This is a genomic window from Planctopirus sp. SH287, from assembly GCF_056500625.1.
The window spans coordinates 4,413,179-4,429,633 of sequence record NZ_CM151403.1 but is presented as its reverse complement, the minus strand read 5'-3'; the positions used below and the strand labels follow the sequence as shown (position 1 = coordinate 4,429,633).

10 protein-coding genes are annotated in these 16,455 nt (G+C 54.4%); 6 read left to right on the top strand and 4 right to left on the bottom strand.

Going from position 1 to position 16,455, the window contains the following annotated elements; translation table 11 throughout:
- Window positions 1–328: 328 nt before the first annotated feature.
- The 6 genes from SH287x_RS16460 to SH287x_RS16435 all read left to right on the top strand — a co-directional run bounded on the left by SH287x_RS16460 (window position 329) and on the right by SH287x_RS16435 (window position 8,367).
- A complete protein-coding gene (locus SH287x_RS16460; RefSeq protein WP_479515475.1) occupies window positions 329–829 on the top strand; it encodes a hypothetical protein in 501 nt (166 codons plus the stop codon).
- A gap of 905 nt (window positions 830–1,734) precedes the next feature.
- On the top strand, window positions 1,735–2,814 hold the full coding sequence (locus SH287x_RS16455; protein ID WP_479515474.1) for a DUF1559 family PulG-like putative transporter: 1,080 nt from the start codon (window positions 1,735–1,737) through the stop codon (window positions 2,812–2,814).
- A gap of 174 nt (window positions 2,815–2,988) precedes the next feature.
- Window positions 2,989–3,924: a DUF1559 family PulG-like putative transporter gene (locus SH287x_RS16450; protein WP_479515473.1), complete on the top strand. Its 936-nt coding sequence runs from the start codon at window positions 2,989–2,991 to the stop codon at window positions 3,922–3,924.
- Window positions 3,921–5,507: a DUF1549 and DUF1553 domain-containing protein gene (locus tag SH287x_RS16445; protein WP_479515472.1), complete on the top strand. Its 1,587-nt coding sequence runs from the start codon at window positions 3,921–3,923 to the stop codon at window positions 5,505–5,507. The genes SH287x_RS16450 and SH287x_RS16445 overlap by 4 nt, the downstream gene beginning before the upstream one ends.
- An 11-nt stretch (window positions 5,508–5,518) precedes the next feature.
- On the top strand, window positions 5,519–6,814 hold the full coding sequence (locus SH287x_RS16440) for a DUF1501 domain-containing protein (RefSeq protein ID WP_479515471.1): 1,296 nt from the start codon (window positions 5,519–5,521) through the stop codon (window positions 6,812–6,814).
- Entirely contained in the window at window positions 6,811–8,367 is a 1,557-nt protein-coding gene (locus tag SH287x_RS16435; RefSeq protein WP_479515470.1) for a hypothetical protein, read from the top strand. The genes SH287x_RS16440 and SH287x_RS16435 overlap by 4 nt, the downstream gene beginning before the upstream one ends.
- A 197-nt stretch (window positions 8,368–8,564) precedes the next feature.
- On the opposite strand, the gene SH287x_RS16430 is transcribed toward SH287x_RS16435, so the two are convergent.
- From SH287x_RS16430 to SH287x_RS16415, 4 genes are all read right to left on the bottom strand, one after another.
- Window positions 8,565–8,960: a hypothetical protein gene (locus SH287x_RS16430; RefSeq protein ID WP_479515469.1), complete on the bottom strand. Its 396-nt coding sequence runs from the start codon at window positions 8,958–8,960 to the stop codon at window positions 8,565–8,567.
- 345 nt (window positions 8,961–9,305) lie between these two features.
- Window positions 9,306–10,382, bottom strand: coding sequence for a DUF1559 domain-containing protein (locus tag SH287x_RS16425; protein ID WP_479515468.1), 1,077 nt, complete (start codon window positions 10,380–10,382; stop codon window positions 9,306–9,308).
- Between the two features lie 647 nt (window positions 10,383–11,029).
- Window positions 11,030–12,484, bottom strand: a complete 1,455-nt coding sequence (locus SH287x_RS16420; RefSeq protein ID WP_479515467.1) for a DUF1501 domain-containing protein — start codon at window positions 12,482–12,484, stop codon at window positions 11,030–11,032.
- Window positions 12,485–12,492: 8 nt separating this feature from the next.
- Window positions 12,493–16,398, bottom strand: coding sequence for a PSD1 and planctomycete cytochrome C domain-containing protein (locus tag SH287x_RS16415; protein WP_479515466.1), 3,906 nt, complete (start codon window positions 16,396–16,398; stop codon window positions 12,493–12,495).
- Window positions 16,399–16,455: the final 57 nt, after the last annotated feature.

The following is a 16,455-nucleotide window of genomic DNA, read 5'->3' as shown; positions in this document are numbered from 1 at the left end:
AGGAGGCTGATTGTCGATAAAATAAGGCATAATGTTGCATCTATTGAGTGCCATTTCTTAATATGTGAGCCAAGGCTGATCAAACCTTCTGCTAGCCCTTTTAATCACTTTGACCTCTTGTGGCGTTGCCACCCAGGTAGACTGAGTACAGTCAACCTGGGCTACCCCGCTACCCCACAAGCGGGAAGCTGTGCTACCCCGTGGATCACCAATCATGCAAAGGATTATATTAGGTTTTATTATCCTCTGTCAGTTAGGGTGCGCATATCAACAAGAGCGTGGTGGGCTGCTTCCTCACACGGAAACGGTACTTCAGTCCGGAGACACCATGATAGTGAATCATCCTCATGGCTCCTTAATAATTCAAGCTGGCGATGGGGCTTCGCGAAGCTTTAGTGGCGAAGGCTGGAAAGCGGATCGTCTGCTGATCCCTCGGAAAAGTCGCTGGTATGGTTCTGCGGGGCTCTATGATCCCGCTGCAAGCACGACGCCGCATGGGCGGATTCTGGTGGATGAAGGGCGGCAATTCTTTTCTACCGAGTCTGAGGCATTACGGTTCTTAAACATGGGCAGCGAGATATTTCGACCGGTCTATACGAGCCAAGGTTTGGTTGTTGGTTACTCTAATTCACCAGTTCCAGGAGGCGAAGTGCGATCAATCACGATCTGGCAGATTTACATCCAGGGAAAGAAGCCCGCCTTACTGCGGGGAGCCAATGATTCTTTGTTTGAATTAACTGGACGATTTGCTCCGGAAGAGGCTAGCCCGGCAAATGTAGAAGTCGGATATGAGAGAAGATTGGCCACAGAAGAATACCGACCTGAATAATCGCAAGGCGTGGCACAGGTTGCTCGTCAGCAGGCTATCTATGTGCTGTAAGTGCAAGAGGCTGATTGCCGATGATTAAAGAGGTACACCGTCACTCAAATTGAGCGTCCTGGCCTGACCTGTGAGCCAAGACTGAAAGAAAGCCATCGGCTAGCTCATTTCAATCACTTTGACCTCTTGTGGCTTTGCCACCCAGGTAGACTGAGTACAGTCAACCTGGGCTACCCCTGCCCCGCCGAACCGGCAGGCGGGAGCCTGCCCTACGTTGCTGGAGCATGGGATGAAATGAATCGTCCCATATCAACGAGCCGGAAGCGTTAGCGACGGGCACTCGGATTATTGGTTATCTCATGATCGGGAGTGAGAGGGATTCAAGAAAAAAGGTTTGATTCGGAGGGTTGTTGAAGAAGAACTTGTGGCGGGGGAGTGATTAATTAATCATGCCCGTCGCTGACGCTTCCGGCTCGTGGCGCTTCCGGCTCGTGTTGTTGCTTGAGTTGTGGTCAAGGCATTGAAAGCCTTCCGCTAGCCGAACTGGCAGGCGGGAGCCTGCCCTTCTGTTACTGGCAGGCGGGAGCCTGCCCTACTGTTACTGATCACCATCCCTGGATGGCAAAAGACACAGCAACGTTGAATCCACGACACGCGTCACCCTTTTGTACGACTTGTCGCAACTTGCGTCTTCGATGTCGCGCGGATCGACATGGCGTCTCGTGGCGATAGGTCTGGCGGGTTACTGGCGATCTTCGCTGGCTCAACAGTATCGCAGATAACGGAGCCGTGACTTCCCGTTCCATCAGGTTCGGCATGGGGATTGCCTATGTCTTCAACGAGGTTCAAAAGTTGTGAGTTATGCCGCAACTTACGACATCAATTCGAGTTCACCTCTGCGGGAGGATTTACGATTGAAGACTAGGAATAACGAGAAGTTTATCAGGTATTACCACCTGTCGACCGCTCTTCGAGGTGGGTTCACGCTCATTGAACTTCTGGTGGTGATCGCGATCATCGCGGTGTTAATCGCTCTGCTGTTGCCGGCCGTTCAGCAAGCCCGTGAGGCTGCTCGGCGAACCCAGTGTAAGAACAATCTCAAGCAGATTGGCCTGGCGACCCACAATTTTTCCGACGCGCTGGGTCGGCTGCCCTGGGGCACCCGCCATGGCCATGCCGACAGCGGGCAAACAACCGATGGGTTCAATCAATTCTATGGCAGCTTTCTGGAAGTGCTGCCATATATTGAGCAGGGCAATGTCTCGCAATTGTATGACCGTTCCAAGAGCTACAGCGATACCACCATAAACGCATCGGGTGTTTCTAACGCGCAGGTTCTGAACAATCCCTTGCCGGTCTATTCGTGTCCTTCGGATGGCCAGAATAAGGGGACGGTCACCGGATGGGGCAGCTATTCCTGGAGCGGGGGCAACAACGGTTCGGATACTCACTCCGACATTTCTTCTATTTACTATGGTTATCCCGTGGAGGGAAACACCGGGCGTAATACCTATGTGACGACCAAGAATTGGGAAGGAGGGTTCCACGACGGCGCGATCGGGAACTCGCGCGAGGGAAATAAAAGTTGGCGAGATATCACGGATGGGACAAGTAATACGCTCCTCGCCGGAGAGACAGGATGGGTGCTTGAGGAGTACATCGCGAGCGGTACTCCGGTCTACGGTGTGACGACCTGGGGGGCCGCGCACTATCCACGTTCCCATGTCTCCACCAATGTCCGGTTGAATCTCAAGGTGTCGCCCAGCGGCTGCAATCCAAACATTGGAAGCGGCCCAATGCGAACTGTTGTCTCTCTGACCGATCCCACCAATTGGATCAACAATGGTTGTTTTGGATTCCGCAGTCCTCATACCGGCATGGTGAATTTCGCGTTCTGTGATGGGTCGGTGAGGACACTGAATGAGAATATCGACCATCGCACCTACATGGCGTTGGGAAGTCGTGACAAGGGTGATCTTCCCGGTGAGTACTAATGCCTTGTTACGGCTTGATGAGACGGGCGCGTGTCGCAATAACATCGTGGCGAGATCTGCCTACTCTGCTTTGATATGAAAAGAGTTCGATTTGCCATGAGTGATAAGCCAGAGGCTCGTTCTATGAGATGTTTGTCGTGTTTCCCCCGGCACAGTCGGCGGGGAGCCGCAAGAATGGAATTGCTTGCTATTGTGGCCACGGCGATGTTCGGCATCGCGCTGTTGCCGCCGCTGATTCTGCAAGCCCGGGAAGCGGCCCGGAACGCGGCGACTTTGGACAATCTCCGCAAGATCGGTTCTGCGACAATCACATTCGAGGAATCGCGGAAGCATTTGCCCTACGGGACGTTTCATGACAAGGAGTCACCCAGCGGCACCTGTGATCCGCGGTATCACATGTTCTACAGCGGTTGGACGGCGATTCTGCCGTACCTGGATCAGGCGGAACTCTTCAACCGCTACAATCCTTCGATCTCTTATCGTGACGAGACCGATCCGGATGGTGATGGCTGGTCGAATCGTCGGATCACGGAGACACGGCCTGACGTGTTTGTCGATCCCGGAATGCCGGTACCGGAAGCACCGCCTCACTCGGGTTGGTCAAGTTATGCCTGGAGCGGTGGAAACAATGCCTATGACAACGGTGGGAATCTCACCGGTGGGTCGGGCGGAACGCATGACGGGGCCATCGTCAACGCGAAGCAGGGGCCGGTCAGACTGAGTGATATCACCGATGGCTCCTCGATGACTTTTCTGGCTGGTGAAGCGCACTACACACTCCGTGGCATGAAGCATCAGGCCAAGGATGAAAAGCTGGCCGGAAAACCCAACACCGGGCAGAATGTCTGGGGTGCGGGGCATTATCCCCGATCGCATCTTTCCACGAACACGCCGGTCAACACGCATCTCTCCGCTCACTCCAATCCCAATCTGGCCGACTGGTACAAGCAAGGCTCCTTCGGCTTTCGGAGTGCCCATGAGGGAGGCTGCCACTTCGTGTTTTGCGATGGTTCGGCGCGGATGATCAGCGAAAAGATCGCCATGCCGGTCTACAAGGCATTGGGGAGCCGGGCTGGAGGAGAAGTTGTCGAAGTCGAGGAGGTCGAGTGATCGGATTCGCCCTTCTTCGCAAGTCTTCACTTTTAGTCGGGATTTGTTTCGGCTTAATCGTCTGGTGGGGCGGTCTGTTGAATCCGCCCAATCTGGGTGCGGCTGAAACTCCGTCGTCGGCAGATCGAATCGCCGCCATCAACAGCGACTTGAGGCGTCTTTGGGCCGACACGCGATTGACCCCCGCGCCGACTTGCGATGACAGCACTTTTGTGCGGAGAGTCTCGCTCGATTTGTTGGGACGCATTCCCACACCGGCGGAGACGCAGGCATTTCTGTTGGACGCGGACACCGGAAAACGGGAAAAACTTGTCGACCGGATGTTGCGGTCGCCAGTTCATGATCGCCATTTGGCGACATTCTGGCGACGGGTCTGGTTGCCGCAAACCGATGGGGCGGGATCGGCTCAGCTGGCGCAGCATTTCGAGACATGGTTTGTCGAACAATTGGCGGCGGGAGCCAGCTACGATGAGATGGTTCATCGCGTGCTGACGCTACCAGCGAAGGGCCTCGCCCGTGTCGACAATTTGTCGAGGGAGCAGCTTGCAGGTTCGATCTTTGAAGCGGTCAGTGAGTCCCGACCAGAGACTTTGGCGGCGAACACCACACGGGCATTTCTCGGTTTGAATCTCGATTGCGCTCAATGCCACAACCATCCCTTCGCCAGCTGGAGCCAGGATCAATTCTGGGAAATGGCCGCTTTTTTCAGCAAGCCCACCTCGGCGACCGCGATTCGACCGGCGATGCTGGAGATCAAGATCGAAGGCCAAGAGAAGATGGTGGTGGCCCGCTATCTGACCGGCGAGGAGATGACGCTTCCTGAATCTTTTGATGATGCGACGGGAAAACGCCTTCTGGCCGATTGGGTTACCTCTCGCAAGAATCCGTACTTGCTGCGACATGCGGTCAACCGGATGTGGGCTAGGTTTTGTGGATCGGGACTGATGGAACCTTTGGACGACACCAGCGACGCCAATCCGCCTGTTGCTCCTGCCCTGTTGGAGACTGTGATTCAAGCCTTTCTGGCGGAAGGTCTCGATATCCGCCAACTCGAACGGATAATCGTGCTTTCCGACGCCTATCAACGTTCGAGCGCCCATGAAAACGGAATCGACGACGAGGTGATGATGTTCGCACGACACCCCGTCCGCGGACTGCACGGCGAACAATTGTACGACAGTCTCTTCACAGCGTCCGGCCACACGATTCCACGACCCGATACGGACTCGCGCGAGTCGCTGCAGCGTCGGTACGAATTTGCGATGCGTTTCCAGGTCGACCGTGCGGAATCAGCCCGGCGATCGATCCTGCAATCGCTCGCGATGATGAACGGAGAATTGATGATCGGCTCCAGCGCCGCCTCGCGGAGTCCTTTGGTGGCAGGGCTGGAAGCCCCATTCTTGTCCGACAATGAACGGATCGACCAGATGTTTCTGGCGGCTTTTTCCCGTTACCCCACCCCTGAGGAGCGGAGCCGGTTGACTGATCTGCTCGCCACAGCGGGAGCAACCGATCGTCGCCGTGTCCTCTCCAATCTTTTCTGGGCCATGCTCAATTCGAGCGAATTCAACACGAATCACTGACGGGGGTTTCGATGGGCCGTTTCGACTTGCAATTCTCCGCTTCCCGTCGAGGGTGGTTATGGAAATCGGCCGGTCTTTTGGGGATGTGCGGCTCCCGGTGGCTTCCCGCGCTGGCGGCAGCCGAACCCGGGCCGTCGTCACCCGCACGTTCCGTTATCCTGCTCTGGATGAATGGCGGACCGGCGACCATCGACCTTTGGGATCTGAAGCCCGGACATGCCAACGGCGGGCCGTTTCAAGAGATCGAAACATCGGCTCCCGGTTTAAAAATCTCGGAGCATCTTCCCGAATTGGCACGTTGGGGCCGGGAGATAGCGATCATCCGCTCGTTGACCAGCAAGGAAGGGGATCATGGGCGTGCCCGGCAATACGTGCATACTGGATACACTCCCCAGCCCGCGATCCGTTTTCCGCTACTGGGATCGTTGATCGCCCATGAATTTCATTCGGAGTCGAGCGATCTGCCGGACTTTGTCAGCATTACCCCCGAGCGGGCGCTGGTCTCCGTGGGAAGTGGCTTTCTGGGGCCTCAATTCGCACCATTGACCATCGGACAGATGGGAGACGAGGTCTCCGGGTTGGTCGTCCCCGATATTCGCCGTCATCGCGAGGTACTGGAGCAGGATCAGGCCGATCGGCTTTCGCTCTTGCGCGAGTTCGACCACCGTTTTGGAGAGCGGCACCGATCAGAAGTGATCGGCGGTATGCGGGCCGCGACCGAACGGGCCGTGCGCATGATGGAGCCTTCCGCGGCGGGGACATTTCAGCTGGAACAGGAACCCGACAAGACCCGTGAGGCCTATGGCCCCGGCGTTTTCGGGCAAGGATGTCTGTTGGCGAGAAGATTGGTTGAAAGGGGTGTCCGATTCGTTGAAGTTTCCCTCGATGGTTGGGATACGCACAACAATAATTTCGAGCGGGTCAAGACACTTTCCCAAACACTCGACAAGGCCTTCGCGGCGCTGCTCTCGGATCTCAAGGAGCGTGGGCTGCTCGATTCGACCCTGGTGATCTGCCAGGGTGAATTCGGTCGCACCCCGAAGATCAACGGCAATACGGGGCGGGATCATTGGCCCGGTTCCTGGTCCACCGTGTTCGCGGGTGGTGGTATCCGCGGGGGACAGGCGATCGGGCGAACCAGCGACGACGGGTTGACGGTCGCGGATCGGCCCGTCTCCGTGCCCGATGCAATCGCCACGGTTTGCCGCCTCACGGGGATCGATCCGAAGAAGCAGAATGCCTCCAATGTCGGTCGACCGATCCGCATCGCCGATCCTGAAGCACACGCGATTGAAGAACTGCTATGACCTATTGGACGCACGATGATCGAAGAGCAAATCCTCGCAACGGGATTCGTGCTCACTGTTCGAGTTGTTTAGGGTTGTGGCTGCTGGTGGCCTCTTTCCCGCTGTTCTCGGTTGCCGATGACGTCGCCGCCGCCCGTTCCTCTGCCGTTGAGTTACAGCTGATCACGTCGAAGATCCCGTGGCGGATTGACATTGATATCGACATCGACGGATTGCCGGTCGACATGCATTGGGGGAAGGCCTTTGAAGCCCTCCACCGGCATTATGACCGCGACCATAATGAATCCCTCAGTCTGGAAGAGGCGATGCGTCTTCCCTCCGCTTCTGCATGGAAGCAGATGCTCTGGGGGCAATGCATGCCCTGTATTTCCCGTCCTCTTCCCTTCGACGAACTGGATCGGAATCGCGATGGCGGTGTCACTCTTGATGAATTGAAGCATTGGTATGAACAGCGGGGCCTCGGTGAAGTGGTGGTCAGCCATGTGATCCCCGCAGGACTGGCGGAACTCGACAATCGACTGACGACCCTGCTTGACGGGAATCGTGATGGTGTGCTTGACGAGGAGGAGTTTTTGCATGCCGAGCAGAGGCTCATGGAGTTGGATCGGAACGAGGACTGGCTGGTGGAGATGCGGGAGCTGTCGGATCGGCTCCATGAACAAGTCGTATCAAGTGCCCGGCAGTTGAGTTCGCTGAAAGAAACTGGCAATACAGGGAAATCTGATGACAAACAGCCGATTGTCCGTTTGAAACGGCGTAGTCCCATCAAGCCGGCTCCAGATGAAGCCGCGATCGGGTCTGCCGATCACGTCCGTTGGGTCTGCGGGTTTTCTTCGGTGGAAGGCGTTCCCCACCCTGAACTGGCCCTTCCGTTGAAGCCGCTGTCAGCGCCGAATCTGCGGGTCAGCGGCGTCCGGTGGCACGGGGCGGCACCGGGGGCGATGGATCGGTTCATGCGCCTGTCGCGGGAGCGATTCACCGCTCTGGACATGAATCACGATCAGGTCGTCGACGGGGAAGAAGCCAAAGTCCCCCACGCGTTCGACATGGTCGCCTTGGTGGCCGTGGCGGATGACGATGGGGATCATCGGCTCAGCGAGGCGGAACTCGATCGTTGGCTGATGCTCCAGCAGAATTTGGCCAGGCCCATGATGCAGGTCAAAGTGATCGAGTCCGGCTCTAGCCTGTTCCAACTATTGGATGCAAACGCGGATCAGGCTCTCTCCCAGCGGGAGCTAAGGATGGCCTGGAGTCGACTCCAGGCGGAAGGCTGTGTGGTGGACGGAAAGGTCGATGTCTCGCGCATTCCCCATCAGTGGACTCTGGTGATGAGTCCCGGTCGAGCGGAGGGTGGGCACATTGACCTCCCAAAGGTTCCCGCATGGTTTCAGGCGATGGATCGCAACGGCGATGGAGATTTGTCGCTCCACGAGTTCACAGGCCCCGTCAACACGTTCCAAAAGTTGGATAGTGATCATGATGGACTACTGACAAGTGATGAAGCCGCCGCACCGCCATCGGACGTAAGCCCCTCCTGTCAGCGGATCGAGTGAAATCAACGCGCCTTTGGCTCTCAGAACAAATAGCCCTTCATCGGCCATCGTGGTGGTTCCACTTGGCCCTACCCCGGCAGCCGCTTCCCAGAACCGGCTGGGATCAGTATTGACCCACAGAACATCGCCCGTGGATGCATCCAGGCAGACGATGGCTTCGTCATCATCACGTTGCTCCTGCGTGACGGCAACCAGTGCTATTTTGACTCCAGTTCAAAATCAAATCGATTTTCTTCATCGGGTCTAACGATCACTTCCAGCTTACTTTCCTTATTGAATTCCGGTGGAATGTACTGCTCCATGTCTGGGCCTCCCAACGGATTTTTTGAGCCTGGAATTGGCCGCTGCGCAGTGATTTCCACTCGTTTGGAGCCTTGCAGCGTCTTTAACGAGAATTGCCCGTGCTGAATTAGTGATGTATCCGAGTCGCGCCCGCTGTCCATCGGATAAAAGATAATGTAGCCGTCGGAGATCGGCCTGCCCTCCCATAAGACAGATCCTTCCAACTGGTATAAACGGGGACTCGAATCGCCGCATCCAGAGATTACCATTACTAATACACCGAACAATGCGAGCGTCAGTATTCGCGGCATGAAACTTCTCTCTTTGCAAAAAACAAGGTATTTAGGTTTGAACGATCCCTAACAAATCATGCCCGATCAAAAATGAAATACGAGACTTATTCTGCGAAACAATCGCCTGAATCAATAATCAGTCGGATTGACTACTGATGCGTGAGCGAAAGTCGTGGTGTCACGATGCTTAGGAACGAGTTTCAGGCTTTCATCTATTTAATGAAAGCGGCTCGAAAACACTTATCTTCGCATAGACAACTAAACCCGTTTGGGGGTTCAGTGTGGCGGTGTATGAGCGTCGTTTTCTATGAAACATATGGGTTTTTATGCCGCCGTAACGCTACGATTCGCATGGAATTCGTATTAATACTCACCGACGACCTGGCCGTCGGCTCGGGTGCCGAGACGCTGGAATGTTGTTCGATCGATACTCGAAGAGATAAATCGAACCGAACCATCAGCCAAGGCTGCATACGCACCGCCAGGGTGATAACTACGAGCGTGCACGAGAGCACTATTTTTCGCGCAACCGCTGCATCTCGCCTGTGGGATATCTCCGCAGGCATTCCATATTTGGTCCGCGACATTTGTATTAGGTGGATTCAACGCGGTGAAGAGTACTGTGCCCCCAATGGGATTGTAATAAGCCCCTCGATAGTCGTATTGGCCAGTGTAGCAGGCAGCTGGGCCGGATCCGACATTATCTGGGACGAGCACCAGTTCGCTCGCCAGAAGTGTTGACGACGAGCCATCAGTGACGTCTCGCAGTTTTGTTTTCGAGATAGTGTAAAACATTCCATTGAGACTCTCTCCGAGAGTGCTGCCTGTGCCGATAATATCTTCCGAGCCAGCGGCCATGACATAGTTACCAAAAAATCCTTGAGTTGGATTCCCAACTCTTCCAATCTTCGGATTGGCGGGGTCAGACGGACACATCAGTCCGGGGATGATGGTGTCTTTCCCCACCCAGCGATACGCTTCGGTGGTTGAATTCATCTGGGGGACGAACTGCTGATAAAGTGGTGCCTGATCGATGAACGGGAGGATCATTTGCATCCAGCATTTTCGCCGCCCCCCAATCGTGTCCAGGGGAGTCCCGGTATTGAGCGTATAGATCCGGTTGAAGATCCCCGGAGGAAACACCAGGTGAGTGTCGTGATAGTTATGCATTGCCAGTGCCAGCTGCTTAAGGTTGTTCTGGCACTGGGATCTTCTAGCTGCTTCTCGGGCCTGTTGAACCGCGGGGAGCAGTAATACTATCAAAATGGCGATAATGGCAATAACGACCAGTAGCTCAATCAGCGTAAATGCTCTTCGGCTTTTGAAGGAGCATTCAGGATGAATGCGTGATGGCGATTCAGCAGGAGTGCTCTGTGAAACATCTCGCTGATCGCGTTGCAGTGAAGATGAGCAGAAAAATGAAATTGCCGTCGAGAACATGAAATGACTCCGCAAGATGAGGCGTGGTAGTGATCGCTGGATAACTACATTATTGGAATCTCAACTTGAAATATCGCGTTAATGATCTCGAGAGTATGCCCGCTCAAAGCTGGAAGCGTGACGCACAGATCGCTATTTCAAGTTGAAAATGCGTATTAACTACGCAAGCAACTTGTATGATAGTCGCGGATGTTAACTTTGTGTGTAGATACAGTAAATAAATATAGCGAAATTCAAGATGGTATATGGAGTTGCGAGCAGGTGATAATCAATGGGCTTGCGTTGAAGTGCGCAGAGCGATATTCGGCATATATGTATATGTCGAGCCAGAGAGGCGGCAGGGATGAATGTTGCGCCGAATGAAATTTGCAAATTACTTGTGATGCCAGTCCGCACTGGCTGCTGATAAACACGCAAAGAAAACATGCCAAGGTATCAGCTCATGGTTTTTCGTGATTTTCTACTGCTGTCGAGATATTCAAGCGTTTTCAGTTCAATCAAGAGTTATGACCTTTTTTGATGTTGTGACTGATTCAGTGAGACTTTTGAAATATCTTTCACTTCAGGCGATCTGCTGCTGCTATCGCCTTGAATTCAAATATATGAATAGATGCCAATTTACCGGGTAAGCGAATTTGTAAGTATTATTATGAAATGATCTTATGAAGCACGTTGCCGTGAACGTCCGTGAGTCGGTGGTCGCGTCCTCCATGCCGGAACGTTAATGCCGTATGGTCAATTCCAAACTGATGCAATATCGTGGCATGGAGATCATGAATATCGACACGGTCGGCAACGACTGAGTTTCCGAAGTCGTCCGTTTCTCCATACGTCATCCCCCCACGGAAACCGCCGCCAGCCATAAAGACGGAATAGCCATTCACATGGTGATCCCGGCCACAGTTCTCATTCAGCCTGGGTGTATGGGGAGTTCGTCCCATCTCGCCCGCCCAGAGGACAATTGTGTCTTCCAGCATGCCCCGCTGGTGAAGGTCAGTAATCAGTGCCGCCACAGACTGTTCGGTGATGCGGGCGTTCTTTTCGTGATTTTTTCGCAGGAAGCCGTGCTGGTCCCAGGGCGAATTATTGTTGTCGAAGCTTAGACAGGTGATCTCAACAAACCGCACCCCGGCTTCAACGAGACGTCGTGCCCGCAGCGCCTGAATTGCGTAAAACCGTTGATGTGGGTCTGGCGAATCAACGCCATAAAGCTTCTGGATATGAGCAGGTTCTGCAGAGATATCCGTGACATCCGGAATTGCACTTTGCATCCGGAACGCCGTTTCGTAGTTAGCAATCGCCCCTTCAATCGCATTCCCGTTCGAAACCCTGGCGGTGTACTCGGCATCCTGTTGAGAAAGGAGTGCCAACTTCTGCCGTTGTCTCTCTGCTGAATCGGACGGCACGATATTATCGACCAGAATCCCTTCAGAACGAATCGTCGTCGCCTGATGAGAGGCAGGCAGGTAAGAGCTGCCAAAGTTTTCCAACCCGCCATTCGGAACCCAGTTATTGTTCAGTACAACATATCCGGGAAGGTTACGATTCTCGGTTCCCAGCCCATAAGAAACCCAGGCCCCCAAGCTGGGAGCCTGCCCCAAAGGCCGACCAGTATGCAGCAGAAGATTCTGCTGCCCATGCAGCGGCAATTCTCCCACCATAGACCGAACGACACACAGATGGTCCGCGACATTCGCAATGTTTGGGAACAGGTCACTGACCCATAACCCGCTTTCCCCTCGCTGCTGGAATTTCCACGGACATCCCAGCCAGACGCGATTCGCGTTCGACGCCTGTGAAAGCTTGGAACCAGCAGAATTCCCGATCTTCTGCCCTTCATGCTGTTTCAGCAGTGGCTTGTAATCAAAGGTATCTACATGGCTTGGGCCACCGTCCATGAAGCAGAAAATGATGTTCTTGGCCCGAGGGGCATGATGCGGCGTCGGATTCGCACTCGCGGGTTTCTGATCACTTGCTAAACCAGCCAGAGCCAGCCATCCAAAACCAGCGCCTGAACGACGCAAAAAGCCGCGGCGGGACAGGTCATTGGGAACCCGCCCCGGGCAACTGCTGTTGTTTTGAGTCGCATGGAGTGTCGTCATCGTTCTACTCACCTGTAGTACAGGAATTCTTTGGTATTGAAGAGAAGATGAGCGACTTCCGACCACACCTTGGGATCGGTCATTGCGGGTGTGTCTGATGTGGAGAACACCCACACTATCTCCGTCCAGCGAGCCAGTTCCTCAACCGATGGCTCACGCCCCAGTGCCGAAAGAAACATCGTGCGTATCCGCTCTTCCGGTCGGGACAGACCGTCTTGAACAAGCTTCTCGGCCCAGCGATCAGCCGACTTCCTGACCAGGGGGTCATTCAGGAGCGTCAACGCCTGGGCGGGAACATTCGTCACGTCCCGGCGACCAGTCGGCAGCCTCAAGTCAGGCAAATTAAAGCAAACAAGAAACTTCGCCGGCTCAAGAATCGACATCTCCATGTACAACGACCGACGTCCATGGCTCTCAAGTGGCCCGGAAAACAATCGCTTTTGGGAATCTTCTGCCACACGTGGCGGCTTGATCGGAGGGCCATACAACTGTGGGGCCAATCCACCAGAGACAGTGAGCAGACTGTCGCGAATGCCTTCAGCTTCCAGTCGCCGCGTCGGATAATGATGCCACAGCCTCACGCCTGGATCGACCTCCATGCCGCGTGCTGAGGCGACCCCGGACTGCCGAAAAGTTTGCGAGAGCACAAGCCGACGAATCAGCCGCTTTGTGGACCATTCATCGTCCATAAATTGAATCGTCAGCCAGTCGAGTAGCTCCGGATGCGAAGGTAACTCACCCAGTTTTCCAAAATCATTTGGCGTCGCTACGATCCCTGCCCCAAACACCCATTGCCAGACACGGTTCACATAGACCTTGGCCGTCAAAGGATTGTCCCGGTTCACCAGATGCTCGACCAATTCCAGCCGACCACTTCCTTGCGCCCGAGCAACATGATGACTGTTGGCAAAGACCTCCAGAAAGTTGCGCTGGACTTCGTCACCTTCTTCATCCACGTTCCCGCGAATGTTGAGTCGATAGTTGATGGGTTCGACACCCCGTTCATCCATGCTGTTTACACTGCGGGAAAAACCGATGCGGGCTTCGACCTTGCGGTAACTCTCAACCAGCTCCGCCACATGCGGCAACGTCGCCGCAGAATTAGGAAGCAGGTTCTGCTCCAGCATCCAATTCAGTAATTCGACGTCACCTGGCGCGACCTTCTCTTCCGCCCATCGATCGACTGCTTCGCAAAGCCAGTCCGCAATCTGTTGCCAGGCTGCTTGTTCATGTTCAGGAGTAACTGATGAATAGAGCGAAGCGAAGGTATCCAGAGTCTTGCCGGGGGTAGCACCTTTGTCATGAGCAACGATTGCGGTCACGCTGAACCAGCTTCTCTTATCGAAGCCCAGGTCCTGGTCTGGTAACGTCACTCGTCCAGATCGTGCGACACCAGTTCGCGGCGGGAAATTCGAGTTCAATGAAGCCGTTGTCAGTTCCGTCAGTACCCGAGTGACACCATTTTTCAGATTCATTCTGGACACAGTCGTCCAGATGGACTGGGCAGCGGGGTCAAAGAAGAACGGCCTCTCACTTAGAAAGGCGTTCTGAGGTATCGAGCGAGATCCAGCCCATTCTCCACCGGCCGATTGCAGGCTCACTTTCGAGCGGGGAAATTGCTTCGGATCCGGCAGTCGCACCGCACCAGCAAGCTTTGAAGACAAGGCATGCGTATGGTATCCACGAGGCAACAGGCGTGAGACGATTCGATCCTGTTCCAATGCAATCAGCGGAGTGCCATCAGCCACGAATCCATGCGTAATCCCGTCTCCCTCAACGCTCCATCCTTCCGGAAAGCCAGGTGTCGAGAAATCCGTCAGTGTCTGGAAAGTCTCCACATTTTCTTGAAGACGAGTGCCACGAAGTTTATTCCAGTCTGAAGCCAGTTGAGTCCATGTTTTGGCGACGGACAGATCTCTTTCAGCATCCTGATGGCCCGTAGCCAACGCACTATTTGAAACTTCCGGATCGCTGCCTGGGGTCAGACGAAAATGCCCAAGCAAATGATTGTCCCCATATTCCTGCACCAGCGAGACCGTCCATGCCCCTCCAAATGGGAGCACAACCGGTTCCGCAAATGTGAACCAGGCGGTTCGATTCACGTGCGGGTTACCCGTTGTTACTCCAACGCTCCACCCGCGCTGCGATGGACGGATCGTATCTTCAATGGAGTAACCCTTCTGAGAGAAATCTGCGGTCGCCATCACAATCGGAATCCGCCGCAGCTCTCCGGTTTTCGCCCCATCCTTATCGAATGGCTCCACAGAAACTTCCAGTTGCGAAAGCACAAAGTTCCCATTGGGAGCGCGTCCGGGACCGCTCTTGCCGTCCGCCAAAGCTTCCAGCCGTAACAGCGTTGCCGTGACAGAAGCCGTCGTAAAAGTGATGGTGTAGATATCCTTCTTCGGGACATCACCCCGAAACACGATCGAAGCGTCTTCGTGAATCACAAACTCGGGCGAGTTCGCGGCATGGGCGGCAACGGCATCGGTTTTCACCCACACTGTCTGCTGCGAAGGCGACTTGATCGGATCAAGCAACTGCGAGATCGGGTAGGCCACGTCATCAACCGTCGATTTAGCGAATGTCGCTCGCCGGGCCAATGCCCACTCCTTGAGCTTCTTCGCCGTCAACGACTCCCCATGAATTGTCTCTCGCCACGCATCGGCCATCGCGTGCCGGATATCTTCCCGGAGCCGTTTAAGTTCCGCAATTTCCACATCATATATTCCAGGGGCATCGATAGAACGTGCCGTCCAGCGAGGTGTCATGAACACGCCTGCCAAGGCGTAATAATCCTCTTGGGAAATGGCATCGAGTTTATGATCATGGCATCGTGCGCACGCGACAGTTAGTCCCAGAAATGCTTTCGAAAAGGCATCGATCTTGTTGTCGACCATATCCTGGTGAATACCATTAAACTCCAGACTATTACTGTGGCGATGCTCTCCCATGTGATAGAACATAGGCCCAATCATGCTCTCATTCACACCCGCAATACGATTGATGCGAGGTGTCGGCAAAAGGTCTCCCGCCAGCTGTTCACGAATCAATTGATCGAAACCAATATCATCGTTGAAGGCTCGAATCAGATAGTCGCGATACTCCCATGAACCCTTTGCGGGAATATCCCACTCATTTCCATACGTGTCGGTATAGCGAACAACATCCATCCAGTGCCGGGCAAATCGCTCACCAAAATGCGGCGACTCCAATAGCTCGTCGACCAGAGCGATGAGAGCGGCTTCACGGTCTTTTGCAAAAGCATCACGAAACTGGAGCACTTTCTCCGGCTGGGGAGGCAACCCTGTCAACACAAACGACAATCGCCTCAAAAGCACATCAGCTTCTGCATGTTCAGCAGGAGCCAGCCCCGCAGACTTCAGTTGGCTGAGGATAAACCGATCAACGGGCTCTTTTCCCCAAAGCGGATCATCCACTTCCGGTGGCTTCACAGGCTGAGGAGGTTGCAGACTCCACCAATGACGCCGCGTGGCCAGCCGTGCCTTCCAAGCGAGATTCGCAGTCTCTGTCACCGAGGGCGGCTTGTCCCGGGGATCTATAGCTCCGTGTTCAATCCAGTGGGTAAAATCAGCAATGACAGACGCAGGCAGCTTTCCCGAAGGAGGCATCTCGAAAGATTCATATTTCAATGCATCTAAAATCAGACTTTCTGCAGGCTTACCCGGCACAACCGCCGGCCCCGATTCACCACCCCGACGAAGGCCGTCGCGAAAATCCAGTACAAACTCGCCCTTAGCGTCGCCAGTCCCGGAAGCATGGCACTCGTAACAATACTCAATCAGAACCGGACGAATCCGCGATTCAAAAAAAAACAGATCCTCCGGTGTCGTGGCGAACACCGCAGGGGAAAGGAAAATCAGACAGAATATGGCTGAAATTGATGATCGCATGGTGCGCAGATTCTAAAAAATGTCTCACCCCCTGTCTTTGAGATTTGTATCAAAAAA